This is a genomic window from Halomonas halophila, from assembly GCF_030406665.1.
GTDB lineage: Bacteria > Pseudomonadota > Gammaproteobacteria > Pseudomonadales > Halomonadaceae > Halomonas > Halomonas halophila.
Window position 1 is genome coordinate 22,068 of sequence record NZ_CP129121.1, and the last position, 24,462, is coordinate 46,529.

The 24,462-nt window shown below is 68.2% G+C and carries 17 protein-coding genes and 1 other RNA gene; 5 read left to right on the forward strand and 13 right to left on the reverse strand.

Features of this window, described 5'->3' with window-relative positions:
* Positions 1-9: 9 nt before the first annotated feature.
* From pelG to rpiA, 9 genes are all read right to left on the reverse strand, one after another.
* Complete coding sequence (gene pelG / locus QWG60_RS00090; RefSeq protein ID WP_146908853.1) at positions 10-1,425, reverse strand: exopolysaccharide Pel transporter PelG; 1,416 nt, start codon at positions 1,423-1,425, stop codon at positions 10-12.
* The gene (gene pelF / locus QWG60_RS00095; RefSeq protein ID WP_246124670.1) at positions 1,397-2,980 is read right to left on the reverse strand and encodes a GT4 family glycosyltransferase PelF; all 1,584 of its coding nucleotides are present in this window, start codon (positions 2,978-2,980) and stop codon (positions 1,397-1,399) included. The genes pelG and pelF overlap by 29 nt, the downstream gene beginning before the upstream one ends.
* Positions 2,971-4,056 carry a HEAT repeat domain-containing protein gene (locus QWG60_RS00100; RefSeq protein ID WP_146908855.1) on the reverse strand — a complete coding sequence of 362 codons (1,086 nt, stop codon included), beginning with the start codon at positions 4,054-4,056 and terminating at the stop codon, positions 2,971-2,973. Before QWG60_RS00100 ends, pelF begins: the two co-directional genes overlap by 10 nt.
* Complete coding sequence (locus QWG60_RS00105) at positions 4,043-5,404, reverse strand: PelD GGDEF domain-containing protein (protein ID WP_146908857.1); 1,362 nt, start codon at positions 5,402-5,404, stop codon at positions 4,043-4,045. The genes QWG60_RS00100 and QWG60_RS00105 overlap by 14 nt, the downstream gene beginning before the upstream one ends.
* Before the next feature lie 7 nt (positions 5,405-5,411).
* Entirely contained in the window at positions 5,412-5,948 is a 537-nt protein-coding gene (locus QWG60_RS00110; protein WP_146908859.1) for a hypothetical protein, read from the reverse strand.
* Between the two features lie 15 nt (positions 5,949-5,963).
* Entirely contained in the window at positions 5,964-9,653 is a 3,690-nt protein-coding gene (locus QWG60_RS00115; protein WP_146908861.1) for a tetratricopeptide repeat protein, read from the reverse strand.
* Positions 9,654-9,681: 28 nt separating this feature from the next.
* On the reverse strand, positions 9,682-12,489 hold the full coding sequence (locus tag QWG60_RS00120) for a bifunctional glycoside hydrolase 114/ polysaccharide deacetylase family protein (RefSeq protein ID WP_246124671.1): 2,808 nt from the start codon (positions 12,487-12,489) through the stop codon (positions 9,682-9,684).
* 33 nt (positions 12,490-12,522) lie between these two features.
* Positions 12,523-13,497, reverse strand: coding sequence for an NAD-dependent epimerase/dehydratase family protein (locus tag QWG60_RS00125; RefSeq protein WP_046078907.1), 975 nt, complete (start codon positions 13,495-13,497; stop codon positions 12,523-12,525).
* 226 nt (positions 13,498-13,723) lie between these two features.
* Positions 13,724-14,398, reverse strand: a complete 675-nt coding sequence (gene rpiA, locus QWG60_RS00130; RefSeq protein WP_046078908.1) for a ribose-5-phosphate isomerase RpiA — start codon at positions 14,396-14,398, stop codon at positions 13,724-13,726.
* A gap of 48 nt (positions 14,399-14,446) precedes the next feature.
* Here rpiA and ilvA point away from each other — a divergent pair, with 48 nt between their 5' ends.
* Positions 14,447-16,066 (forward strand): threonine ammonia-lyase, biosynthetic, encoded by a 1,620-nt coding sequence (gene ilvA / locus QWG60_RS00135; RefSeq protein ID WP_281288381.1) that lies wholly within the window; start codon positions 14,447-14,449, stop codon positions 16,064-16,066.
* A gap of 513 nt (positions 16,067-16,579) precedes the next feature.
* Here the strand turns inward: ilvA and QWG60_RS00140 are convergent.
* The 3 genes from QWG60_RS00140 to QWG60_RS00150 form a co-directional block, all read right to left on the reverse strand.
* Positions 16,580-17,212: a 5-formyltetrahydrofolate cyclo-ligase gene (locus QWG60_RS00140; RefSeq protein ID WP_046078910.1), complete on the reverse strand. Its 633-nt coding sequence runs from the start codon at positions 17,210-17,212 to the stop codon at positions 16,580-16,582.
* 8 nt (positions 17,213-17,220) lie between these two features.
* Positions 17,221-17,405, reverse strand: a non-coding RNA gene (ssrS, locus tag QWG60_RS00145) — 6S RNA.
* Positions 17,406-17,604: 199 nt separating this feature from the next.
* Positions 17,605-17,904 (reverse strand): cell division protein ZapA, encoded by a 300-nt coding sequence (locus tag QWG60_RS00150; RefSeq protein ID WP_035594624.1) that lies wholly within the window; start codon positions 17,902-17,904, stop codon positions 17,605-17,607.
* A gap of 153 nt (positions 17,905-18,057) precedes the next feature.
* Between QWG60_RS00150 and QWG60_RS00155 the strand changes: the two genes are divergently transcribed.
* From QWG60_RS00155 to QWG60_RS00170, 4 genes are all read left to right on the forward strand, one after another.
* The gene (locus QWG60_RS00155) at positions 18,058-18,645 is read left to right on the forward strand and encodes a UPF0149 family protein (protein WP_046078911.1); all 588 of its coding nucleotides are present in this window, start codon (positions 18,058-18,060) and stop codon (positions 18,643-18,645) included.
* An 81-nt stretch (positions 18,646-18,726) separates the two neighbouring features.
* Positions 18,727-20,064, forward strand: coding sequence for a Xaa-Pro aminopeptidase (pepP, locus tag QWG60_RS00160; protein ID WP_046078912.1), 1,338 nt, complete (start codon positions 18,727-18,729; stop codon positions 20,062-20,064).
* 184 nt (positions 20,065-20,248) lie between these two features.
* On the forward strand, positions 20,249-21,472 hold the full coding sequence (gene ubiH / locus QWG60_RS00165) for a 2-octaprenyl-6-methoxyphenyl hydroxylase (RefSeq protein WP_046078913.1): 1,224 nt from the start codon (positions 20,249-20,251) through the stop codon (positions 21,470-21,472).
* Positions 21,469-22,761: a UbiH/UbiF/VisC/COQ6 family ubiquinone biosynthesis hydroxylase gene (locus QWG60_RS00170; protein WP_379825956.1), complete on the forward strand. Its 1,293-nt coding sequence runs from the start codon at positions 21,469-21,471 to the stop codon at positions 22,759-22,761. The genes ubiH and QWG60_RS00170 overlap by 4 nt, the downstream gene beginning before the upstream one ends.
* A gap of 217 nt (positions 22,762-22,978) precedes the next feature.
* Here the strand turns inward: QWG60_RS00170 and QWG60_RS00175 are convergent, their stop codons facing one another.
* Entirely contained in the window at positions 22,979-24,301 is a 1,323-nt protein-coding gene (locus tag QWG60_RS00175; RefSeq protein WP_146908865.1) for a S41 family peptidase, read from the reverse strand.
* Between the last annotated feature and the right edge of the window lie 161 nt (positions 24,302-24,462).

The following is a 24,462-nucleotide window of genomic DNA, read 5'->3' on the forward strand; positions in this document are numbered from 1 at the left end:
TTACCCTCTTCACGCTTCCGGCGTCAGGCGTGGCCCCCGGGGCGGGCTGAAAGGCGGCTGCAGCATGAAGGTCTGATAGGTGAGCCGCTGAAACTCACGATCCAGCATGCCAAGGCCGACCAGGGACGTGATCAGGAGTGCCAGCGCATAGCCGTAGCCATAGAAGGCCGGCCCCAGCTGCTGGCTCACCACCGTCAGCCCCAGGTTGGTTCCCGCGAACAACAGGCACAGGCACAGCGCCGGCCTCAGGCGATCGAGATAGAACAGCACGTTGAGGATCGCCATGAACAGCACCTGGATGCCCACCGCCACCAGGAAGATATTGAACAGCGGCAGATACCAGGCCGAGAAGCCTAGCCAGTCGAGCAGGGCCGGTCCGGCCAGCAGCAGGGCCAGGATGGTGATGCCCTGAACCTTGAAGATATCGTAGATCCCGCGTCGTACGCTGGTGATCATCTGGCTGCGCTGTATCTCGATATGCTCGAGGGTGTCGCCGCCGCGGACGGCCTCGTAATAGGCGCTGCAGCGCTCGGCGAAGTCCGTCTCCATGCGCATCAGGAACACCGCCATGCCGGGGACGATGGAGAGGTAGGCGAGAAAGAGCGGCAGGTCGTGAATCGGCGCGGCGCGCAACGGGCCGATGATCGACTCGGAGGTGTCGGGATTGAACCAGAAGGCCAGCTTGTCGACCCAGATGCCCAGGTTGTAGCTCAGGCCGATCAGGATCAGCGAGAGATGGCGTTGTCCCCGGCGGTGGAGGTCGAAGGCCCATAGCCGCTCGCTGGGGTAGTGGCGGATCACCATGAAGAGCAGGCTGTAAAGCAGCAGGCCCTGGCCCAGCACGAAACCGCCCAGCAGCCCTTCGAGCCCCAGGTCGCGCAGCAGCAGGCCCGCGCCGAGTGTGGCGCCGTAGCCCAGGGCAAAGGCGCCCAGCACCTGATGGTAGGCCTTGACGCCCGCCACGAAGACAGCCACGCACCAGATGTTGCTCAGCAGCACGAAGGCGACCACCATCTCCAGCCGATAGATCAGCCCGGTGCCGGCGAAGGCGGGCATCGCCGCCAGTCCCAGCGTGCCCGCCGCCAGCGTCACCAGGGTCAGTAGCCCGAGGAGATTGGGCAGAACCCGCTCGGCGCGGTTCTCGAATAGCCGGTCGGCCACGAAGCGGGTGAACAGCAGCTGCACCAGGCCGGTAAATATTAGCGACGCGGCCACCAGCCAGGTCACCGAGACCAGGAACTCGGTGACGTGCCAGCTGGCATCCTGCTGGGTCGAGGCCGAGATCATCCCCAGCGCCATCACCGCCAGGATCGACAAGACCCAGGGGCCGGAGCCGATGATGCCCGCGTAGCTGTAGGCACGCAGCAGGCCCAGGTAGCTGTCCTGCTGCAGCAGCCTACGCAGTTCGAATCCGATCCCCGCCATCTTTGCTCGTCTCCTTCCCGTCACCGGGCAGTGTCCCGGTATCGACGTAGAGTTGCCGGTAGCGCGAGAGCATCAGCGCCTCGGTGTATTCCACTTCGACGCGGGCGATGCCCGCCTCCCGGGCCTGTTGCCAGGCCTGGTCGTCTTCCAGCAGTTCCGCCATGGCGGCGGCCGTGGCGGCGGGGTTGGCGATCGGCACGATGCGCCCCGAGGGCCGCTCCGTCTGGCCGTTTCCCAGCACCAGTTCACGACAGGCGCCGACGTCGCTGCACACCGCCGGCACCCCGGCGGCCATGGCCTCGAGCACCACCAGGGGCTGGGCCTCGCTGATCGAGGTCAGCACCACCAGGCGGGATTGGGCGAGTATCGTTTCGGTGCGCTGGAAGCCGAGAAAGCGTACCCGCGTCTCGAGGCCGAGCTGCTGTACCAGGTCGTGACACTCACGCGCATAGTCGGGATCCTCGCTCTCCGGCCCGACGATCCAGCCCTCGGCCTGGGGCACGCGCGACAATAGCTGATGCATGGCGCGTATGAAGGTCTTGATGTCCTTGATCGGCGTGACCCGGCCGAGCAGCGTCACGACCGGCCGGCTTGCGGCGCCTGTCGCGTCGCGCAAGGGGCGAAAGCGCTCGATGCCGATGCCGTTGGGGATCACCCGAGTGCGTTCCTCCGCGGCGCCATCGAGCAGCTGGCGCTGACGGTTGCCTTCGTAGAGGGTGGTGATGCCGCTGGCCGAGGCGTAGGTCATGCGCCCGAGACTCTGGAAGAAGCGAACCCACATGCGCCGCAGGTAGCCCGTATCGGTCTGGAAGCCGTGGGTCAGCGGATCGGTCGGGTCGCGTATCCAGTCGGCCTGTACCAGGTCGATCTGGCGTTCCTTGGTGTAGATGCCGTGCTCGGAGACCAGCAGCGGCCGTCGGGTGATGTGGTGCGCCAGGGCCCCGAGAAAGCCGGCATAGCCGGTGGAGATGGCATGCAGGCAGCGCCCCGGCGGCAGCTGCCTGGCGATGCGCGAGAGCAGGAATAGCGGGATGTGCATGTTGCGCACCGACCAGAAGTAGTCGATGAAGGAGGGGTCGGGGTAGTCACGATGGTAGTGCTCGAGGACCTGCTCCCAGGCGGCCTCGCTGTACAGGAAGTCGTCCTGGCTCAGGCCGCCGGTACGGCCCAGCAGCCGGGCGGCCTGGCACAGGGCGGCGTCCGGACTGACCTCGGGGGCGCGCAGGGTCTCATGCAGTTCGCGACTCGCCGCGAAGGCGCGCTTGTTGCCGCGCCGTTGACGCGGCGCACCGGCCCGGGGCATGTCGTCGAACAGATAGTGGCGCTCGAGGTGCACCACGTTCTCCGGTCGCGCGTAGAGGATGCCCTGATAGTCTTGTCGTCGTCCGCCCAGGAAGACCAGGGCGAAGCGCAGGTCGGGCAGCCCTCGAATCAACTGGTCGACCCAGCCGGCGACCCCGCCGCGTACCATGGGGTAGGTGCCCTCCAGCAACAGGATGATGTCGGCGGGCGGGTCGCGCCGCCTGAGTGTCGGCCAGCCGTCTGTCATCGCCATGTTTCCGTCCTGTCCCATGCGGCGGTCGCGGCCGTGTCGCCTCGAGGGGCGGCATCGGGATGCCAGAAGCTGGCCACCGGATGCAAGGTGGGGTCGCCGGCAGCGGCGGCACTGAGCCGGGCCAGCTGCCGGCGCACTTCCGGGAAGCGTCGCTGCTGGAAGGCCAGCTCCGCGCGGCGTGGTGCCAAGTCGTCGTCGTCCATCCCCAAGTGTTCGCAATGCGCGAAGGCACGTTCGGCACCCGCGACATCGCCCAGCATCGCGCACAGCCTGCCGCGCTGCAGCCAGCGCTGGGCGGTTGCCTGATGGTCCAGCGCCTGGTCGATAAACGCCAGGGCCTGTTCGAGCAGGTAACGCAGCGTGCTGCCCTGGGCCAGGCCCAGGTAGGCATACTCCCAGTACAGGGTCGAGATGGCCTCGGCGCGGCGGCCGGTCGGGTCGTCGCCGTGTTCGATGGTCCGGGTCAAGGCCAGCAGCCGGCTATCCAGCTCGCGCTCGATGGCGTTCAGCATCGAGTAGGCGAGCAGGCGGACATCGTCGGCGGCGTCCATCAGGCCTTGGCGTAGCAGAGGGACGGCCTGTCGCCGGGGCAGGTGCCGGCAGGCGAGGATCGCCTGCTGGCGCTGCTGGGGGGCGCCGGCTCCCGACAGCACGCTGCCCAGGCCGTCGCGGAGGGCCGGGTCGTTCGCCGCCAGAAGCGGCACGGCGCGGAAGGGCAGGTCGGGGAGGGGAAGCGGGCGCCAGGCCGCCGGCCTGGTGCGGCGAGCGCCGTGCAGGGCGGGCAGCACCCCCAGCACGATCCCCAGGGCGCCGATGCCTGGCAGCATGATCAGCGAGGCCAGCAGGAAGGCCAGCGTACCCGTCGCGGGGTGTGATATTCCCCTCGGCAGCCCCTGCCAGAGGCCGATGGCGAGTAGCAGGCTGGCCATCAGGTGCTGCGGCAGGCTGCGCCACCAGAGCAGCTCGGGAGTGAGCAGCAGGTAGTAGGCGGCGATGCCCTCCAGCGTCAGCCCGGCGAGCAGGCACAGGGCGATCACCGGCAGCGGAGAACGCGGTGCAGCGTCAAGCCGCCGCATGGCGGCGCTCCTGAAGGTCGAGCCCGTCGAGCAGTGCCCTGGCCGAGCGGTGGCCGTCGATGAGCCGGTGGCTCAGTCGTGCGCCCTCCTGGCGAGGGTCTTGTGGCAGCTGGGTCTCCAGACGCTGCCAGAGACGCTCGGCGAAGGCCGTGGCGGCCCGCTCGTCGGCCAGCGGCATCAGGATATGCAGGCAGGTCGCGTGCTGCCGCGTGCCGAACACCCACCCCTGATCCAGGGCGCGCAGCTGGGTGAAGGCTTCGTCGATGATGGTTCGGCCGTGCGCCTCGGCCAGTGTCCTCGGGAGCTCCAGGGTCACCAACAGTGAGGTCAGGCGGTTGCGACGGGCCTGGGCGACCCAGCGCGCCAGGCTGGTGGCGATGTCGGCGGGTGAGGCGTGTCCCTGGCGGACGTCGGCCCGGTGAAGCAGGTCGCCGAGCTGGGCGCCGAGCACCGCCAGCAGATGCAGCTGCCCGCGATGGAAGTCGAGGAAGGGCATTTGCGTGACCGCGACCAGGGCATGGATGCGCTCATGCACATCGATCAGCGGCACCACCGCGAGCAGCGACCCCTGCTCGGATAGCTGGGGATCGACGGCGCTGCCCGCATAGAGCATCTCGCGTCGCTCGAGGCAGGCGCGGATCATCGGATCGTGGCGATCGATGCTGACCTCGCCGCCGTAGCAGAGCGGCGCCTCGGTGAGGGGGCGGTGATGTTCGTCGAGGCGAATCAGCGCCGCCTGCTGGATACGGGCATTGAGCGCCAGGAAGCTCAGTATCTCGCCACCGTGCTGCTGGAGTGGTGTCCCCTGCTCGGCCAGATGCTGAAAGCGCAGGGCGAGCCGATGCAGCGAATCGCGCAGGGTGAACGGGTTGGCGGCCAGCCGCTCGGCCAGCTGATCGTGCGAGACGCGCAGCAGATGGTAATGCCGGACGAACTCGTCGAGCCGGGTGGCCTGGTCGCGGTTGATGGTCGCCAGCTGGCGCAGTCGACGCTGCCAGGTGTCGGCCATCTCGCCCGACAGCATGCCCACCAGCACCACGGCCACGGCGTTGGGCAGTGCCTGCTCGTTGTCCGGTACGAGCGCGCCGGTTCGCCACCAGGTCTCGACGCCCATCAGGGCGACACTGATCAGGGCGCTGCAGAAGCCGAAGGCAAACCCGTAGCGAATGCCGATCAACAGCGGTCCCGCCACCAGCAGCCAGGCCGTCCCACCCTCCAGCAGCAGCGGATCCTCGGGATGCAGGACGAGGCCGAACGCGGGCAGCGCCAGGCTGAGCACCAGGGTCTCCAGCATCCGCAGCCAGCGCGGTGGTGGCTCGACCGGGATATCCTCGAAACGCGTCGCCATACGCACCTCAGCGCTGTAGGGGAAGTTCGTCGACCAGGTCGGCCATCAGTTCCTGGCCGACGCCGCTGGTGGTGCTGAAGCCCCAACCGCTGCGTGCGCCACTGGCGCTCCACAGCGTCTCGCCGCTGTTGACGTCGACCACCCGCAGGCTCAGCCCCACGGCGGGCTCGCCATCCAGGCCGGCCTTGTACTGCCATTCGTCCACGGAGCCCGTGACGCCGTAGCGGATACCCTGCTGCTGGGCCCAGTCGAGGGCCTCCTGCAGGTCATGGCCGCCGGTGAGGTCGAGCAGCCCGGAGGGGGGCTGGCGGGGCGCCTGGGTCAGCGAGGTGACGCCGTGCTGGTGCAGCAGGGTGGTCAGGCCCGATTCGGCGCGCCGGCCGGCCAGCGGCGTTTCGGAGTGGTTGGCGATCGGCAGCAGCGCCCAGCGTGCGCCGGGATCCAGAGAGGCCGAGCGGTGCACGTCGGTCACGGCGCAGCCGCCGAGCGGGAGCAGGCCGATGAGCGTCGCCATGGCCAGTGAGGAAGCGAATGAACGGGACATGGGCATCACTCCTTGCTAGTGGCGGGCGGCCGTTTGGCGGCCCAGGAAGTACTGATAGGTCAGGGCAATGGCGAAACGCGTGTCGTCGCTGTTGCTTGCCCCCTGTTCGGTGCCCTGATCGAGAGTGAGCCGCAGCCCCAGCTCGTCATTGCCCAGCAGCCGGGAGCCGACAGCGAAGGTGGTGTTGATGGCGAACTCGTCGTTCGGCATGTGGTAGCCGGCATCCAGGTCGAAACGCAGCCTGGGAGAGGCCACCCGGGGGTAGGCGTGGCCCGGCTCGCCTCGCGCAATGCCTATCCCGACGCCCACGAAGGTGTTGCTGTCGTCGAGCAGCTGGTCCGGTGTGCTGCCGGCGGGCAGGCGGGCGGCGGTGTCCTCGGGCAATTGGTCCACCGGATCGTGGCGCTCGTGACTGGCCATCAGGCGTAGCTCCAGCCGCCGGCTGGCGCCCGCCATCAGGGCGTGGCTCCAATCCGCCTCCAGGCGCATGCCGTCGCCCAGTCGTTCATGCTCCTCGCGGCTGCGGAAGATCAGGTGACTGGCATCGAACGACAGGACGTCACGGGCCGTGGGCTGCCATTCGAGATTGGCGCCGACTCGGTCTTCGACCCCCAGTACTCGCATCAGGTCGCCGATCTCGGAGGTCTGGCCCAGCGCGCCGTAGACGCCGCCCGCCAGGCGCGACGTCGCCTGCCAACGCTGGTCGAGCCGGAGCTGGACCCGGGTGTCGTCGTCGCTCTCGACGCCGCCCAGCTGTAGCCGGGTATCGCTGCGTGCGCCGTTCCAGCCGAGGGTCAGCCCTGCGACGCTCTCTTGTTCCAGGCCGTCCGCATCGAGATCGAGATGCCCGGTATCCAGCCGTCGCTTCGCCAGATCGAGCCTGCCCCACCAGCGTTCGCCGGCTCGCTCGTAGCTCAGCTGGCCGCCGTCGATGCTCAGGTCGCCGAGTTCCTCATGGGAGGCACGAGTGACGAGGCGATGGGGCAGCTCGTTGGCCAGCGCCACGGCGTCGGCTCGCTGGTCATGGCCGGCGGCGGTCAGGTCGGTGGCCAGCGCCAATGCTTCCTGGCGGCGGTCGAGCCGCTGGAGGGCCGCGAACCGGTCGGCCGCTGACAGGGCGGCCGTGTCATCGTCGAGCAATCGCTTCAGGGTGGCGCGATCATTCTTCTCCAGCGCGACCGACAGGCGCTGCCAGTCGGGGCTGCGATGGCCCAGGTCGCGGGTCCGCAGCAGCAGGTAGCGGGCGTGCAGCGGTCGGTTCAGGGCCAGGTTGGCGTCGAACAGCCAATCGCTGTCTTCCACCGTCGGTGGCGTGTCGTCGAACGCCTGCAGCAGCAGGGTGTGGTACCAGCCCCGGCCGCTGTCGGGGCCGGCCAGTGTCGTCAGTGTGCCCAGTGCCCGGACCCGATCTTCCCGGCTGTCAAGGCCCGGCTGCGTCGAGGCGTTCGGGTTGGCCGCGAGTTGGGGCAGCAGGTCGGCCAGCGCCTGATGACGCAGCCGGAAGGCGGCTGCCGCGTGACCGGTCAATGCCAGGGTGTCGGCATGATCGAGCTGGAGCCAGGTATCCCGCGGCGCAGCCTGGGCTGCCGAGCGATACCATCTCAATGCCCGGTCGAGCTCCCCCAGCTGGCGATGGCCATTGGCCATGGCGGCCATCAGGTCGGTATGACCGCGGGCGGCGGCGGCCCATTCGCCGAGGCGTTGGCGAAGCATCTCGTGCTCCCCGTCGGCGGCCAGTGCATAGAGCATCCCGGCGCGGAGGTAGGGCTCGCCGGGGGCCAGGGCGAGGGCTTCCCGGTACGCCGAGACGGCACCGGGAGCATCCCGTTCCCGCAGCCGTTGAGCGCCCAGGGCCCCCCAGTAGTGGGGCGAGTCGGCCAGGGGGGCTGGATCCTGCTCGACCATCGCTAAAAGCGCTCGCGTGAGGTCGGGGCGAGACTCACGCTGGGCAAGGTCAAGCATCTCCATGATCGCGTCGGTGTCGCGCTCGGCTTCCCAGCGTTCGCGAGTCACCCGCATGGCCAGCGACAGGTCGCCGCCGTCGCCCGCGGTGCGGATGAGGCGCGTCGCCTCATCGTTCTCCAGGCTATGGCGGGCGAACAGGGCCTGATAGGCCTGCCGGCTGCTCCTCGCATCGCCGACTTGCCAGGCCAGCTCGGCGCGCTGGCGCCAGTATTCGTCGGCCATGGCCGAGGTGCTGTCGGGGTCGATGCGGCCGAGGACGGTCAGGGCCTCGTCGAGTCGCCACTGCTGGGTCAGAAGGCGACTCCGCTCGCGGGTCGCCTCGACCTCCAGCCCGGAATGCCCCGCTAGCCTGGCCCAGGCATCTTGTGCGTCCTCGAGACGGCCGACCTGTTCCAGCCAGGTGGCCAGGCGAATGCGCAGTTCCCGATCGCCGTCGCCGGCGGCTTCCCAGCGGCGAATCTGGGCGATGGCGGCGTCCGGCTCGCCCAAGGCATCGAGCAGGTCGACCAGCAGATGGCGTTCATCAGGCGTCAGTTCGCCGCGCTCGTTGAGGCGCCGCAGGGCGGCCAGGGCGGTGGTGCGATAGCGCAGACTCAGCGCGAGGGTCACGACCTCGCGATCATGCTCGGCCCGTTCGCTGGCCCGGGCCAGTCGCTCCAGAGTGTCCAGCGCCTGCCGGTGTTGGTCGGCCCACTGCTGGGTGTGGGCGAGGCGCTCGAGGTGGTCGAGCTGATTCGGTTCCAGGCGCTGCAGCCGCTCCAGGCCCTCGATGGCCGACTCCAGACGGTCGAGGCCCAGGGCGATCGAGACGTGGCGCTCGAGGGCATCCACGTCATCGGGATACAGATCGAGATAGTGCTGTGACCATTCGAAAGCCTGTTCCGGTTCGTCATGAGCCAGTGCCAGGCGAATCCCGAGCGTCAGCAACGTTTCATCATCGGGATAGTGGCTCAGATATTCCCGTGCATACGCCACGCCGATGTCGCTCTGGCTCTGTTCGGCGGCAGACAAGGCGGCCAGGGCGGCTTCCCGGCGTGGCGGGTCCTCGGAGCCGAGGGAATCCTGCTGGGCATGGGCCGCGGGGATCACCCACCCCAGCCAGCCGAGATCGTGAGGGGCATCCCCGGCGATCTGCCACGCCCGGTGCCAGGCCCTGGCCGAGCGCTCCGGTGCGCCGGCCTTGAGCCACCAGTAGCCGGCCTGGGTCAACCAGTGGTAGCCCTTCGGTGAGTCACGCTCGGCCAGCTGCTCGTAGCATTGGGCCGCGCGGGCGGGATGGCCGATTGCCAGCCAGTGATGGGCGATCGTGGCCAGGTGCGGTGGTGGAAGATCATCGCGCGACTCGAGCGCAGCGAGTTGCCGGGTCAGCCGCTCGAGGTGGCGAGCCCGCTCGGGAGCCTCTGCGGGCAGGGCCGCATAGGCCTGCCAGTTCAGCTCCAGCAGCAGCCACTGGATGTCGATGTCGTGGTTGCCGCCCAGTGGCGCCAAGGTCTCGCGTGCGGCGGCGAGCTCACCGATCTCCATGAGCTGGCGGGTCAAGGCAAGGCGCAGTCCGACGTTGTCGGGGCTGACCCTGAGCAGGGCCTGATGGTAGAGGATCGCCATGCGTTCGTAGGCGGTCTCCGGTGAGGCGCCGAGCTGCAGGAAGTGGCGGGCCGGGAAGAGGCCGATCAGGATAAGCGCCAGCAGGATGCCCAGCCCCCGCAAGGTCAAGGGCCGGATCAGGTGACCGTCGCGCATTGGATGCCGATGTCGGGAACGAAGGGGATCAGTCGTCACAGGACACCTCGATGCGATCGGAGTGGCTCCCCGCGTAGCTCAGGATCACCTGGTCGCCTTGCTGCTGCTGTCTGGCACCGGGGGCGTCGATATCGCAGCCCTCCATGCCGGCCAGCGCGATGTGCAAGGAGACCTGTTCGGCGGCAAGGCGCAGCGAGAGGCGTTTGGCGTCGTGTCGCTCCCAGCGGGAGATACGGCCGTTGGCCAGCCTCAGGTGGGGGGTCTCGGGGGGGTGTGGCGACAGCTGAAGAAGGGAATCACCGGCGCCGCTCAAGGCGACATAGCGCCCGGTGTCGGTGTCCCTGACGCCGGCCACGCCCCGGGAGGCTGCCAGATCCGGCCAGCCCAGGGCAGGGGGCAGGCGCAGGGTGCGAAGCTGAGTGGCGGCGCGGATCTGCCAACCACCGTCGAGCCTGCGGGCGATACCCAGGTCGTACCACTGGCTGGCAACATCGCTCCACGTGCTGGTATAGACCGGGAGCGTCTCCTGGGTGCTGACGTAGTCGTAGACTTGCTGCAGCGCCTTCAGTGCGGCAGGGCTCGCCGCCGAATAGAAGTGGTAGTAGATGTCGATCGGCTTGAGCCGGCGGGGACGATCGGTCAGCCGGTAGGTTTCGATGACACGGCGATAGCCCCACAGTGGTCCGCGCATGTGGTTGGTGTAGATGTTCTCGTTGGTCTGAGGAGCGTATACCTGCAGGTAGTCGCCCTGGGGACGCAGCATGGGCGACACCCGGGTCAAGGTGGGAAAGCTGTCGGTGATGTGGGTGTTGCCGCCGTTCATGTTTCGCAGGCCGATCCGTTCGGCGTGCGCAAGGGCCTCTTCCGGAGGCAAGGCGTTGCCGCTCCACAGCACCACGGACACCGACTTGTCGGGCGGCGCTAGGTGGTCATTGATGTATGCCGTGGCGCCGGCGATCTCGCGCTCCAGAGAGAACGCGTAGCCTGGTATCGGCAGGTTGTAGTTGAAGCCGGCCTGGGTCTCGCCCTGTCCGGCGAGATCGCCTTCGTCGAGCTTTTCCCACTGGAAGGGGTGACTGAAGGTGTGATTGGCAATCTCGACCCAGGGCAACTCGAAGATGCGTCGGGCGAGTGGTTCCAGCTGTGAGCGGAGATGTGGATGCAGGCTATGCGGTCCGAACTCTCCCTCGATCACCGAAACGGTGGTCGGCACACGGTAGCGTTGCAGGACCTCCGTCAACATGAGTTCGCCGGTGAAATGCGAGCCGGGAAAATCGGCTCGACTGACAAAGGCGTCGCCGTCGATCTGTGTCATCCAGTAGCGGGCGCCATTCTCTGTGGTGGGGTCCGGTACGGGGATCTCGGGGAGGGCCAGTGCGGTCTCGAGGAACGCAAAGGGATCGAGAATCCAGCGCTGCTGCGCCTCACCGGCCTGCTGAAGGATCCATGGCCAGGTGGCGATCCCGCCCCAGGGGCCGCTCAGTACCGGGGACAGGGAACGGCCCCCCGGGGCCTCCAGGGTCAGGTGGCGGATGATGTCGGCACGTGTTGTCTGATAGCCGTGCTGATAAGGCGCGGGGTGTGAAGGCATGCCTTCGAATCCCAGCATGTCGTCGTGGTCCGCGATGCGCAGCTGGCGCTGCTCGGAGCCCTCGATGAGTCCCATGTGGTTGCCCAAGGCGCCATTCAATGGGATCCCGGGGTCACCCAGGATGACGACGCGAAGACCATTGCGCATCTGTTCGAGCAGCCAGTCGGCGTAGCGTTGTCCATGGGGGATCGGACCATCGAACCAGCTGACAATGCCGGCGTAGCGGCCATTCAGGACGTCGTCGGGCAATGCGGCGTTGACGTCATGATACTCCGCCGCATAGCCCATATATTCCAGCGGCATGGCCAGGTAACGGTGGGCATTGGTGTTGGCCAGCTCACCCGCCTCGGTAGATGCCTTGTCATACAACATCAATATGCGACGAGGCACCGGCTCGATGAGCCCAACGCCCACCTGATTAAGCTGTGCCACGCTGACCCAAGGGATGAACCCCTCGGCAGCTATCCGCTCGGCGGTCCGGCGCGCCAGCTCACGATCAGCGGCCGGCACGTAATCGATGGCGATGGTGGGCAGGCCGTATTCGTCCCTCGCACGACTCAGGTGATCATGCAGCCACTGACTGTCCGTGTCTGGCACCGAACCGTAGATGCCGGTCGCTGGGTTCCAGCGTCGATAAAGGGACTCGGCTGCGATACCGACGATATCGCCATGGATGCGATCGAGTACCTCGAAACCGCGGTTGACCAGCAGCTTCATGTCGGGGAAGCGTTGACGTATCTCGCCGATCAGCTCGACCAACGCCTGCTGCTGACGCCAAGCGGCCCTGCCCTCTGGGGCAAACAGCCGATAGCTGTCGAGGGTGTCGAGGAAGAGTCCTCGGTAGCCGTCGTTCCACAATGGCTGGATGCGTTCCTCCAGCAGGTAGCGTTGCCACTCGTCGCTGGTGAGGTCGGCCACCCTGCTGTTCCAGTGAGGGTTGTCTTCGAGGAGGACCGAGTCCGGAAGATGCGAGGGCTGGGGACGCCAGGCATCGAGTTCGCCGACACTCACGTAAGCAAAGGCCTGCGTACCATGGCGCTCCAGCCGTTCCCGCTGCTTGGGTGCGAGATTGGCAGCTTCTATCGCCACCCAGTCGAACTGATCCAGTAACTCCAGTGGGGCGTCATTTCCATAGTAGAAGGCTACGCTGGGCGAAGAAGCGCCGTCCGGGATGACCGCACGAGCGGTGACAGGGGGCACTGCCAGCGCTATCGCGATGAAGAGTAGCCCAACGATGTTGCGCATCTTGTCTACCTCGCACGCGGTGCCGTGCTTCTCTCAACCATGGGACGTCGTCGTGATGGCATCGGCTGGCTGCTGCTGAATCGTGCTGGACACCAGGGCGTCGAGTCCGTCTTCCAGCGACCACTCCGCCTGTATGCCGAGCCACTGCTCGAGGCGCTGGGTATGCCCGCACGAATCGCGAATATCGTCTTGCCTGGCCGGCGAAAACTGAAGGGTGGGAGGGTGATGGGTCAGCGAGCCGAGAGTATCCAGCAAGCCCAACAGATTGGTGCGCTGCCCTGTGGCCACGTTACAGACGCCCTGGTGTCCTGTTTCCAGGGCCGACACGTTGGCTCGCGCGACATCCCGAACGTAGATGAAATCGCGAGTCTGTAGGCCATCGCCGAAGATCCGAGGGGACTGTCCGAGCAGGAGAGTGTCGAGGAAGCGTGCAATGACACCAGCATAGGGCGATTGCGGGTCCTGACGAGGGCCGTAGACATTGAAGTAGCGCAGCCCCAGGCTCGACAGACCCTGGGAGGTTTGCAGCAGCTCTGCGTAACGTTCATCCGCCCACTTTTCCAGCCCGTAGGGCGAGATCGGAGATGGAGTGAATGTCTCGCGTATTGGCAAATATCTGGGGATGCCGTAAACGGCCGCAGATGAGGCATAGACGATGCGCTCGACGCCAGCCGACGTTGCGGCGTGAAACACATTGAGCGTACCGAGGATATTGTGACTGGCCGAGGCGGCCGGGTCTTCAACGGAGCGTACGACCGACACTTGAGCCGCCAGGTGGAGACAGAGGCTGATGTCACGCATGGCCTGTGCCACGCTCGAGGCATCGCGAATGTCGCCTTTGACGAACTCCAGACGCCTGTTCTGCAGAGGCAGGTTGGAGAGGTTGCCGCTGGAAAGATTGTCCAGCACACGCACTTTATAGCCTTTTGCCAGCAGTAACTCGACGCTATGGGAGCCGATGAAACCGGCACCGCCGGTGACCAGCACCCGATGGGCGAACTGCGTCATGTTCCCTTCCCCCGTGTTGTTATAGCGGACGGCTTCTTCTGGCCGCTGTCATCTCCGTAACTGGAAGGTTGCTCAGTTACAGAAATTAACCTATGGGGTGCAGGATAAGAGGGCGGGCATACCGCTACCGCCTGTAATGGCTAATTATGCTGTGGTGGTTTTTCTCGTGGGGGAGTATGAGAGATGGGGCAGGGCCGAGCGATATCCGGCCCTGTGCAAGTGGAAGTCAGGCCGACGTCAGACGCTCGACGCCCTGGTCGGTGCCCAGCAGCAGCACGTCGGCGCCGCGGGCGGCGAACAGGCCGTTGGTGACCACCCCGACGATGGCGTTGAGCTGCGCTTCCATGGCCACGGGATCGTCGATCATGAACTCATAGCAGTCGAGGATCTGGTTGCCGTTGTCGGTGACCACGCCCTCGCGGTAGACCGGGTCGGCGCCCAGCTTGACCAGCTCCCGGGCCACGTAGGAGCGGGCCATGGGAATCACCTCCACCGGCAGCGGGAAGTCACCCAGGCACTTCACCTTCTTGGAGCCGTCGGCGATGCACACGAAGCGCTGGGCGCAGGCGGCGACGATCTTCTCTCGGGTCAGGGCCGCACCGCCGCCCTTGATCATCTGGAGGTGAGCGTTCACTTCGTCGGCGCCGTCGACATAGACGGGCACGGTGCCGACCTCGTTGAGCTCGAAGACGTCGATGCCGTGGCCGCGCAGGCGCTCGGCGCTGGCTTCCGAGCTGGCCACGGCGCCGCGAAAGTCGCCGCTCAGCGCGGCCAGCTGGTCGATGAAGCGGTTGGCGGTGGAGCCGGTGCCGACGCCGATCACCACGTCGCGCCCGAGCAGCGGGCGGATCTCGTCGATGGCGGCAGCGGCCACGGCGTCCTTGAGTTCGTCCTGGGTCATGGAGGGCTCGTCTGGCTGGAGGGTGGAAATGCCGCGCCATTATAGGCCATGGCGCCTCGCCGTGCTGGACGCCGTGCCGGCGCGAATGCTACCAATAGAGGTTCCCTCCGCGCCGCGTCACGCGGCCCCTCGCGCTACTATCGGAATGTCAGGATGCTCGAAGATACCGTCAAGAAGATTCTCCAGGCCCGGGTCTATGAGGCCGCCCGGGAAACGCCGATCTCGTCGGCCCCCTTCCTGTCCCGCCGGTTCGACAACCAGATTCTGATCAAGCGCGAAGACCTCCAGCCGGTCTACTCCTTCAAGATTCGCGGCGCCTACAACAAGATGGCGCAGCTCAGCGACGAGCAGAAGGCCAAGGGCGTGATCGCTGCCTCGGCGGGCAACCATGCCCAGGGGCTGGCCATGGCCGCGAAGCAGATGGGGGTCAAGGCGGTGATCGTGATGCCGCGCATCACCCCGGAGATCAAGGTCGCCGCGGTGCGCGCCCGGGGCGCCCGGGTGGTGCTCAAGGGCGATGCCTTCGGTGAGGCCGCGGCCCACGCCCAGGAGCTGATCGAGGAGCACGGCTACACCTACATCCCGCCGTTCGACGATATCGACGTGATCGCCGGCCAGGGCACCGTGGCGGTGGAGATCCTGCGCCAGAACCCCGGTCGGCTGGACGCCATCTTCGTGCCGGTGGGCGGCGGTGGCCTGATCGCCGGCGTGGCCGCCTACGTGAAGTACCTGCGCCCGGAGATCAAGGTGATCGGCGTGGAGTCCGAGGACAGCGCCAGCCTCAAGGCGGCCCTGGACAGCGGCGAGCGCGTGGTGCTGGACCAGGTCGGCGTGTTCGCCGAGGGCGTGGCCGTGGCCCAGGTCGGCGAGGCACCCTTCGCGGTGATGCGCGACCTGGTGGATGACGTCATCACCGTCAACACCGACGAGATGTGCGCCGCGGTGAAGGACATCTTCGAGGACACCCGCGCGGTCTCCGAGACCTCCGGAGCCCTGTCGCTGGCCGGCCTCAAGAAGTACATCCAGCAGACCGGCGCCAGCGGCGAGACCTTGGTGTGCATCAATTCCGGCGCCAACACCAACTTCGACCGCCTGCAGCACATCGCCGAGCGCACCGAGCTGGGCGAGCAGCGCGAGGCGATCCTGGCGGTGACCATCCCCGAGAAGCCGGGCAGCTTCAAGAAGTTCTGCCGGACCATCGGCAAGCGCATGGTCACCGAGTTCAGCTATCGCTATGCCGATCCCGAGCAGGCGCACATCTTCGTCGGGGTGCAGGTCAAGCCGGGCGGCGAGGACCGTCAGGCGGTGATCGACAAGCTGCGCGAGGCCGACTATCCGGTGGAGGACCTCACCGACAACGAGCTGGCCAAGCTGCACTTGCGTCATCTGGGCGGCGGCCGTCCCCAGGAGCGCTTCGACGAGGAGGTCTATCGTTTCGAGTTCCCGGAGCGCCCCGGCGCGCTGATGAACTTCCTCACCCACCTGCCCCACGACTGGAACATCTCGCTGTTCCATTACCGCAACCACGGCGCCGCCTACGGCCGGGTGCTGGTCGGCATGCAGCTGCCGGAAGACGATCGTGGCCACGTCGAGGAGCACTTCGACGAGATCGGCTATCGCTACTGGAAGGAATCGGACAATCCCGCCTATCGGCTGTTCATGGCCTGAGGATGGCGGGGCGGGTGAGTGAACGTTTGCTCGCTCGCCATATCAGGCCATGACCGTGTTGCTTTTCTTCATCCTCCGGGCATGACGGTTGTCATGCCCGGAGCCTTCCTCTAGGCTATGGCCTCGTTCGAGAATGCCGGCCGCCGGTTCCAGCGCCTGGCCGCTCTGCCCCTTCACTCGCCCGCAAGCGGCGAAGAAACAGTGTTTACGGGGTCAAATGGGCATTTCGCGGCGTCTTCGACGCCGTATAGTCGAGACAGTCACATTGTTATCCGCGCCCCGGAGCCGCCCGGGCGCGCCGTTGTCATAGCGATCGAGGGAGTCGACGATGAAGCGCAAGCCCGACCTGGTCATGATCCTGGTGCTGATCTTCGGTATCGGTGTCGTGGCGACCGGCTACGCCCAGGCGTTGGTCGGCCAGTAGGCGCCAGCGCTCAGGACGATTCCCGAAAAAAAGCGGCCGATGCTCAAGCATCGGCCGCTTTTTTCATGTCGGAACGATCCGCGAGGCGCTCAGGGGCGCACCACGCGCCGGTCGCTGACGATGGCGTCCAGCGGCACGTCCCAGGGCGCCACCGGCAGGCGGTCGACGCGCTGGCAGTCGTGGGCCAGGCCGATCAGGCGCGGCCGCGGCCCGCGGCCGCGGGTGAAGGCCAGGGTACGGTCGTAGAAGCCGCCGCCCATGCCGATACGCTGGCCGTCGTCGTCGAAGCCCACCAGCGGCATCAGGATCAGGTCCAGGGCCCAGGCCGGCGTGCGGCGGGCGCGATGGGCGCCGTGGCGGGTGCAGGGCTCCGGGATACCGAAGCGATTGGTCACCATCGGCGTGCCGGCGTGGTAGTGCACGAACCACAGGGCGTTGTGGGAAAGCGGACGCAGCACGGGCAGATAGACGCGGGCACCGCGGCCGTTCAGCCAGGGCATCAGTCGGGTCGGATCGATCTCGCCGTCGTTGGGCAGGTAGAGGGCCACGCGCCGGGCGCGCTGGACTTCGGGGAGATGCCGCAGGCGATGGCACAGTCGCCGGGCGGCCTGATATTGCTCTTGCGCGCTCAGCTGGCGGCGGCGACGGCGAAGGTCACGACGCAGGGCGCGTCGTTCGTCGTCTCTCACGGCGTGAGCGGCGGTGTCTTGCAGATCGGTCATGCGGAAAGGAGTTCCCCAGAGTGCCGCTGTCATTCTGGCCCTTGAACCCTGTGGTTCAAGGTGGGTGGCCGCAGCCGGACCGTCAGGCTTTCCGTCGCACGGACATGCACACGGGTCCGGACTAGCTGTTGGCCCCCTGGGTACTGCGCATAGGCTCGAGGGACTTAACGACTGGCGAACACCCCAGGGAACGCCTCTATCCTAGCAGAGCGAGGCCTACGTCCAAAGCGAAGAATCCTCAGCGAGGGGATGATGCCGATGGTAATGGACCAGAGCATCGGGGGCAGGACGTAGAGGGGGTTTTTGGCCAAGGATGGCCAAAGTAGCGCCCAAGGATGGGTTCATAGCGCCCCTCGTAGGCCTGTCCCCGAGTCGGCACTGAACACGATCCTCTAGCGCGAGGGTGCGTCGGCCAGCGCCTTCTCCAGGCGCGCGCTGAGCTCGCCGAGGCTCTTCTCGCCGGCGCGGCGCTCCTCGAGGGTCTCGAGCAGCTCGTGGGTGATGTTCAGGGCCGCCATGATGGCGACCTTCTCCCGGTCGACCACCTTGCCCTGGGCGTGGATGCCCTGCATGGCACGATCCAGGTAGCGGGCGGTACGCTCCAGCTTGTCGCGCTCTTCCGGCGGACAGGCGATGACGTACTGGCGCTCCAGCAGGGTGATCTCGGTGGTGGGCCGCGAGGCGTCGGTCATGGGGGGCTCCGGCGGGCCCGGACGAGCGCGCGGGATGCGGCGCCAAGGGGGCCCGATGCGTTAACATCGTGGGGTATACGTACGTCAAGTCACTATAAGAGAGCCGTTTGCGGCCGGTCAACGCGCCGCGCGGCCCTCGCACCGGATGGTCCCATGTCTCTGATCAACGAACGCCAGGATTTCTCCGACATCGCCGACACCTTCCTGTTGCACGGCAGCATGCAATCGCCGGCCTTCCTCGACGGCCGCCTGTGTGCCTCGCTGGCGCTGCACGACCTCAGCGCCGAAGGCTGGCTGGAAGTCGTGTGCCAGAACCTGGGCGTCGAGCAGCCTCGCGACGAGCCGTCCGCCGAGCGCCTGCTGGGATGGCGTCGCCAGACCGTCGAGGCGCTCTCGGCCAGCGAGATGAACTACGAGCCGCTGCTGCCCGATGAGCTGTTCTCCCTGGCCGAGCGCGCCGAAGGCCTCAAGGACTGGACCCTGGGCTTCCTCGAGGTGATCGAGGATGCCGGCGCCGCGCCGCGCAAGCAGTGGTCCGAGGCCCTGCGCGAGGCGGTCGACGACCTCAAGGGCCTGACCAGCATCGAGACCGACCTCGATGACGACCCGGAGAACGAGAACGACCTCTTCGCCCTCACCGAGCACGCCCGCATGGCCGCCATGATGCTCTACACCGAGCAGCATCCCGGTCAGCCGCAGGTCGAGAAGGTCGACGACCCCGAGGCCTACACCAAGCACTGAGGCGGTCCGGGCCGCCGGCCCGGACCGCGAGATGTCCGGCCCCGCCGCTCGGCGGGGCTCCCGCCTGCCCGAGGAACTGCCATGCCGCCCGAGATCCTGCCTCGCCCCGCCGCCATCGGCGCAGCCGAATTCCGCGAGCGCCGCCGCCGCCTGATGGCCACGCTGCCCGACGATGCCGCCGTGCTGCTGCCCGGCGCCGCGCTGGTCACCCGCTCCGGGGACAGCGAACATGCCTTTCGCCAGAACAGCGACTTTCACTATCTCACCGGCTTCCCCGAGCCCGACGCCCTGCTGCTGCTGCTCCCCGGCCGTGACGATGGCGAGAGCGTGCTGTTCTGCCAGGATCGCGACCCGGAGATGGAAGCCTGGACCGGGCGCCGGCTGGGGGCGGAAGGCGCCGAGCGCGTGCATGGCCTCGACCAGGCCTTCGGCAACGCCGAGCGCGACGAAGTCCTCGCCGAGCTGCTCGACGGCCGCACCGCCCTCTACCTGCCGCTGGACGACAGCGAGGCGCTGCACCTGGCCGAGTCGATCCGCGCCGAGCTGCAGGCCGGGGCCCGTCGCGGCGCGCGGCCACCGCTGGCCTTTGCCGACGTGTCCGTGCGCCTGCACGAGCAGCGGCTGGTCAAGAGCCCGTCGGAGCTGGCGCTGATGCGCCATGCCGGCGCGGTCAGCGCGAAGGCCCACTGCCGGGCGATGCGCGCCTGTGCCCCCGGGCTGACCGAGTACCAGCTGCAGGCCGAGCTCGAGCATGAGTTCCGGTGGCAGGGCGGTAGCGGCCCGGCCTACGCCAGCATCGTCGCTGGCGGCGGCAATGCCCGTGTGCTGCACTACATCGAGAACGCCGATGTGCTGCATGACGGTGCCCTGGTGCTGATCGACGCTGGCGCCGAGTTCGACCTCTATGCCGGTGACATCACCCGTACCTTCCCGGTCGGGGGCCGCTTCGGCGAGGCGCAGCGCGCCCTCTACGAGGTGGTGCTCGGCGCCCAGCAGCGCGCCATCGAGGCCGTGCGCCCCGGCACCACCCTGGTCGCCATCCATCGCGGTGTGGTGCGCGATCTCACCGCCGGGCTGATCGAACTCGGCCTGCTAGAGGGTGAGCTGCAGGACTGCATCGAGAACGAGGCCTGGCGGCGCTTCTATCTCCACGCCACCTCCCACTGGCTGGGCCTCGACGTCCACGATGTCGGCCAGTACCGCCAGGACGGCGAACCACGCCCGCTGGTGCCGGGCATGGTGCTGACCATCGAGCCCGGGCTCTACGTGCCCGAGGACGACGACATCCCCGCCGCCTATCGCGGCATCGGCATTCGCATCGAGGACGACGTGGCGGTGACCGAGGCGGGTCACGAGGTACTGACCGCCGACGTGCCCAAGCGGGTGGCCGATATCGAGGCGCTGATGGTCAAGGAATAACCGTTAGCAAGTTCGATAATTTATGGGTTACGTAACGTACATTATGGAATATTGGCCGTGAATCGGCATTCCAGCGCCGCCCCAGCAGGGCGGCATAAGGAGCGCCGGCTGACAGGGCCGTCAGGATGAAGGTCGTGAGGATGAGGACCGTGATGACAGCCGTAATGCAAGAGAGGAGCCGGCCATGAGCGATCTGGGCGGGGGCGAGGCCCCGCGGCACGTGGACATCGCCATCGTCGGCGGAGGACTGGTGGGCGCCAGCCTGGGCTGCGCCCTGGCACCGCTGATCGAGCGGCTGGGGCTGACGGTGGCGGTGATCGAGGCCGCGCCCATGACGGCGAAGCTCGACGCCCCCTGGCAGCCGAGCTTCGATGCCCGGGCCAGCGCCATCGCCCAGGGCTCGGTGGCACACTTCCGCACCTTGGGGCTGTGGGACGGCCTGGCCGAGCAGGCCTCGCCGATCCGCCGCATCCACGTCAGCGAGCAGGGCCGCCTGGGCGCGACCCGGCTGAATGCCGAGGAGCTCGGCGGCGAGGCCCTGGGCCAGGTGATTCCCAATGCCTGGCTGGGACGCGTGCTGCACCGCCGCCTGGCCGAGCTGCCGCTGGACTGGCACTGCCCGGCCCGGGTCGAGGAGATCCGGCCCGTGGCCGGGGGTCACCGGCTGACGCTCTCCGACGGTGCCTGCCTCGAGGCCGGTCTGACGGTGCTGGCCGACGGCGGCCGCTCGGGCCTCAAGGAGCGCCTCGGCATCGAGAGCCGCGAGCGGCCCTACGATCAGGTCGCGCTGATCGCCGGCGTCGAGGTCGACCGGCCCCACGACGGCTGGGCCTATGAGCGCTTCACCGGCGACGGCCCGATCGCCCTGCTGCCGCTCAAGGGCCAGGCCATGGAGCTGGTCTGGACCCATGAGGCAGGGCAGGAGACCGACCGCCTGGCGCTCTCCGACGGCGACTTCCTGGCCCAGCTGCAGCGCGCCTTCGGCGACCGCGCCGGGCGCTTCCGCCGGGTCGGCAAGCGCCACGCCTACCCGCTGTCGCTGGTCACGGCCCGGGAGACCACCCGGCCGGGACTGGCGGTGATGGGCAACGCGGCACACGCGCTGCATCCGGTGGCCGGTCAGGGCTTCAACCTGGCGCTGCGCGGGGTGATGGACCTGGTGGCCGCCATCGAGGCCGGCGCCGCGCGCGGCGAACCCGCCGGCAGCGCCTCCACCCTGGGCGACTTCGAGACCCGCCGCAGTGGCGACCGCCACGACGTGATCCGCTTCAGCGACGGCCTGATCCGGCTGTTCGGGCTCGACAGCCCCTTGCTCTCCCACGCCCGGGCCGCCGGCCTGGTGGGGCTCAACCTGTTGGGGCCGCTGCGTCGGACCCTGGCCCGCCGCGCCATGGGGGTGGAGCGATGACCGAGGCGCCCGTGAAGGAGGACGACAGCGTGAAGGACGAGGCGAGCGGCATGAACCGAGACGCGACGCCGGCCGGCGAGGCGATCATCGTCGGCGGCGGCATGGTCGGCGCGACCCTGGCCTGCCTGCTGGGCGAGGCCGGCGTGGCGGTGACGCTGGTGGACGCGCGCCCGGCGCCGCTGGACGCCGAGGCCGTGGGCCGCGGCCGCCCGGAGCGGCGGGTCAGTGCCCTGACACCGGTCTCCCAGCGCCTGCTCGAGGGGCTGGGCGCCTGGGCGTGGATGCAGGGCCGGCGCGTGACGCCCTATCGCGGCATGCGGGTGTGGGACGCCGAGGGCACCGGCGAGGTGGCATTCTCCGCCGAGGAGGCCGGCCTGCCGGTGCTCGGCCATATCGTCGAGAACGACGTGGTGGTGGCGGCGCTGGAATCGCGGCTGGCCGGCCTGCCGACGGTGACGCGGCGCTTCGGGGCCAGGGTCACGGGCCTCGAGGACGGGCCGGCGGGGCGTGAGCTGGTACTGGAGGGCGGCGAACGCCTGAGCGCCCCGCTGGTGGTGGCCGCCGACGGTGCCCGCTCGCCGCTGCGCGAGCTGGCCGGCATCGGCGTGACGGCGCGGGAGACCGGCCATTCGGCGGTGGTGACCACGGTGCGCACCGCCAAGCCCCATGGCGGCGTGGCGCGCCAGGCCTTCCTGTCCGACGGCCCGCTGGCCTTCCTGCCGCTGACGGTGGAGGGCGACGATCATTACTGCTCGATCGTCTGGTCGACCACGCCGGAGCACGCCGACCGGCTCTGCGGGCTCTCTCCCGAGGCCCTGGGTCAGGCGCTGACCACGGCCTTCGACGGTAGGCTGGGCGAGGTCGAGGCGGTCGACGGCGCCCTGGCGGTGCCGCTGACCCAGCGCCACGCCGAGCGCTACGTGCTGCCGGGGCTGGCGCTGGTGGGCGATGCCGCCCACAGCATTCATCCGCTGGCCGGGCAGGGCGTGAACCTGGGGCTGATGGACGCGGCGGTGCTGGCCGAGGAGCTCCTGACGGCGCGGCGGCGCGGCGTGGGGCCGGGCAGCGAGGCGTGGCTGTCGCGGTACGCGCGGCGCCGTCGCGGCGACAACGCCGCCATGCTGAAGCTGATGGATGGCTTCCGGCTGCTGTTCGGGGCCCGCCATCCGGCGCTGACCCTGGTCCGTAACCTGGGCATGTCCGGGGTCGACCGGCTGTCGCCGCTCAAGCGGTTGCTGATGCAGCAGGCGGCGGGGCACCGGGGGCGGCTGCCTGTCTCTTGTAAATGAGGGCTCTTTATCAGGCGCTGAAGGCTCTCGCCCTCCGCTGAGGGCTCTTGTCGGTAAGGGCCGCGCCCTACGCTGAGGGCTCCTGTCGACAAGGGGCTCTTTATGAGGCGCCGAAGGCTCTCGCCTAAGAGCTCTTCATGATTCGTGGAGGGCGCTTGTCGGGGCTGAGGGCTCTACGCCTGTCGCGCAGAGCCCTCGCCGTCTGCCGGGCACGGGGCTAGCCGTCGTCGGACGATTCGACCGTGGCCGCGGCGCCGCGCTCGCCCAGCACGTTCAGCGCCTTGAGCAGGTTGAGCGCCTCGCCGAGCTGGTAGTCGTCGCGCAGCCGCTCGCTCAGCTCGCTGCGGGCGTCCTTCTCGCCGTTGCCGGCCAGGTGGCCTTCCAGGTCGGCCTCGCGCACCCGCAGGCCGGTGTTGTCGGCGACCTCGAGGCGGCCGCGCACCACCTGCACGTCGGGTTCGATGCCCAGCGCCTGGATGGAGCGCCCGCTGGGGGTGAAGTAGCGGGCGGTGGTCAGCTTCAGCGCCTCGTCCTCGCCCAGCGGCATGATCTGCTGTACCGAGCCCTTGCCGAAGCTCTCGGTGCCCATCACCACGCCGCGGCGCTGGTCCTGCAGGGCGCCGGCGACGATCTCCGCCGCCGAGGCGCTGCCGCCGTTGATCAGGATGACCAGCGGCACGTCCGGTGCGGCGGTGTCGCGCCGGGCGGAGAAGCGCATGGCGCTGTCCGGCAGCCGGCCCTCGGTGTAGACGACCAGGCCGCTCTCGAGGAAGGCGTCGGCCACGTCCACCGCGGCCTGCAGCACGCCGCCGGGATTATTGCGCAGGTCGAGCACCAGGCCCTTCAGCGGGCCCTCGTCGCGCAGCGTCTCCAGGGCGTCGACGACCTGCTCGCCAGTGCGGGTCTGGAACTGGCTGACGCGCAGATAGCCGTAGCCCGGCGCCAGCAGCTCCTGCTTCACGCTCTCGGTACGAATAATCTCGCGTTCGATGGCCACCTCGCGCGGGGCGTTCTCGCCTTCGCGCATGATGGTCAGGCGGATCTCGGTGCCGGGATCGCCGCGCATCAGGTCGACGGCCTCCTGCAGCGATATGCCCTCGGTGGGCGTGTCGTCGATGCGCAGGATGATGTCCTGGGCCTGCAGGCCGGCGCGGGAGGCCGGGGTGTCGTCGATGGGGGTGATCACGGTGAGCTGGCCGTCGCGCTTGCCGACCTCGATGCCCACGCCGCCGAACTCGCCCTGGGTGGATTCCTGCAGGCTCCGGTAGGCGTCGGCGTCCAGATAGGTGGAGTGCGGGTCGAGCTCGCTGAGCATGCCGCGCATGGCGTTGCGCATTAGGGTGGCGTCGTCGACCTCCTCGACGTAGGCCCGCTTGATGCGCTCGAACACCTCGGCGAAGGCCTGGATCTCGGCCACCGGCAGGTCGTCGCCGGCCGGCTCGACGTCGGAGGCGGCCTGCAGGGGCAGCGGCAGGGTCAGCAGGGCGACCGGCAGCAGAACCGCCTTCAGGTGCCGCAGCGGGGCGTTCGTCGGGAACATGCGCTCTCTCGCGGTGTGTCGCAGATGGGTTTCCAGCATAGCGTGGCGGCGGACGCGATTGGAATAGCGTGGCAGTGGACGCTAATAAATGGCGTGGTAGCGGACGCTAATGGGATAGCGCGACGCTGATCCGGAGAAAGCCCGGCAACACGACTCGAGGA

Coding starts and splice junctions, on each gene's coding strand:
- pelG (WP_146908853.1), bottom strand. CDS start 1,425: ATGGCGGGGATCGGATTCGAACTGCGTAGGCTGCTGCAGCAGGACAGC.
- pelF (WP_246124670.1), bottom strand. CDS start 2,980: ATGGCGATGACAGACGGCTGGCCGACACTCAGGCGGCGCGACCCGCCC.
- QWG60_RS00100 (WP_146908855.1), bottom strand. CDS start 4,056: ATGCGGCGGCTTGACGCTGCACCGCGTTCTCCGCTGCCGGTGATCGCC.
- QWG60_RS00105 (WP_146908857.1), bottom strand. CDS start 5,404: ATGGCGACGCGTTTCGAGGATATCCCGGTCGAGCCACCACCGCGCTGG.
- QWG60_RS00110 (WP_146908859.1), bottom strand. CDS start 5,948: ATGTCCCGTTCATTCGCTTCCTCACTGGCCATGGCGACGCTCATCGGC.
- QWG60_RS00115 (WP_146908861.1), bottom strand. CDS start 9,653: ATGCGCGACGGTCACCTGATCCGGCCCTTGACCTTGCGGGGGCTGGGC.
- QWG60_RS00120 (WP_246124671.1), bottom strand. CDS start 12,489: ATGCGCAACATCGTTGGGCTACTCTTCATCGCGATAGCGCTGGCAGTG.
- QWG60_RS00125 (WP_046078907.1), bottom strand. CDS start 13,497: ATGACGCAGTTCGCCCATCGGGTGCTGGTCACCGGCGGTGCCGGTTTC.
- rpiA (WP_046078908.1), bottom strand. CDS start 14,398: ATGACCCAGGACGAACTCAAGGACGCCGTGGCCGCTGCCGCCATCGAC.
- ilvA (WP_281288381.1), top strand. CDS start 14,447: ATGGCGCCTCGCCGTGCTGGACGCCGTGCCGGCGCGAATGCTACCAAT.
- QWG60_RS00140 (WP_046078910.1), bottom strand. CDS start 17,212: ATGACCGATCTGCAAGACACCGCCGCTCACGCCGTGAGAGACGACGAA.
- QWG60_RS00150 (WP_035594624.1), bottom strand. CDS start 17,904: ATGACCGACGCCTCGCGGCCCACCACCGAGATCACCCTGCTGGAGCGC.
- QWG60_RS00155 (WP_046078911.1), top strand. CDS start 18,058: ATGTCTCTGATCAACGAACGCCAGGATTTCTCCGACATCGCCGACACC.
- pepP (WP_046078912.1), top strand. CDS start 18,727: ATGCCGCCCGAGATCCTGCCTCGCCCCGCCGCCATCGGCGCAGCCGAA.
- ubiH (WP_046078913.1), top strand. CDS start 20,249: ATGAGCGATCTGGGCGGGGGCGAGGCCCCGCGGCACGTGGACATCGCC.
- QWG60_RS00170 (WP_379825956.1), top strand. CDS start 21,469: ATGACCGAGGCGCCCGTGAAGGAGGACGACAGCGTGAAGGACGAGGCG.
- QWG60_RS00175 (WP_146908865.1), bottom strand. CDS start 24,301: ATGTTCCCGACGAACGCCCCGCTGCGGCACCTGAAGGCGGTTCTGCTG.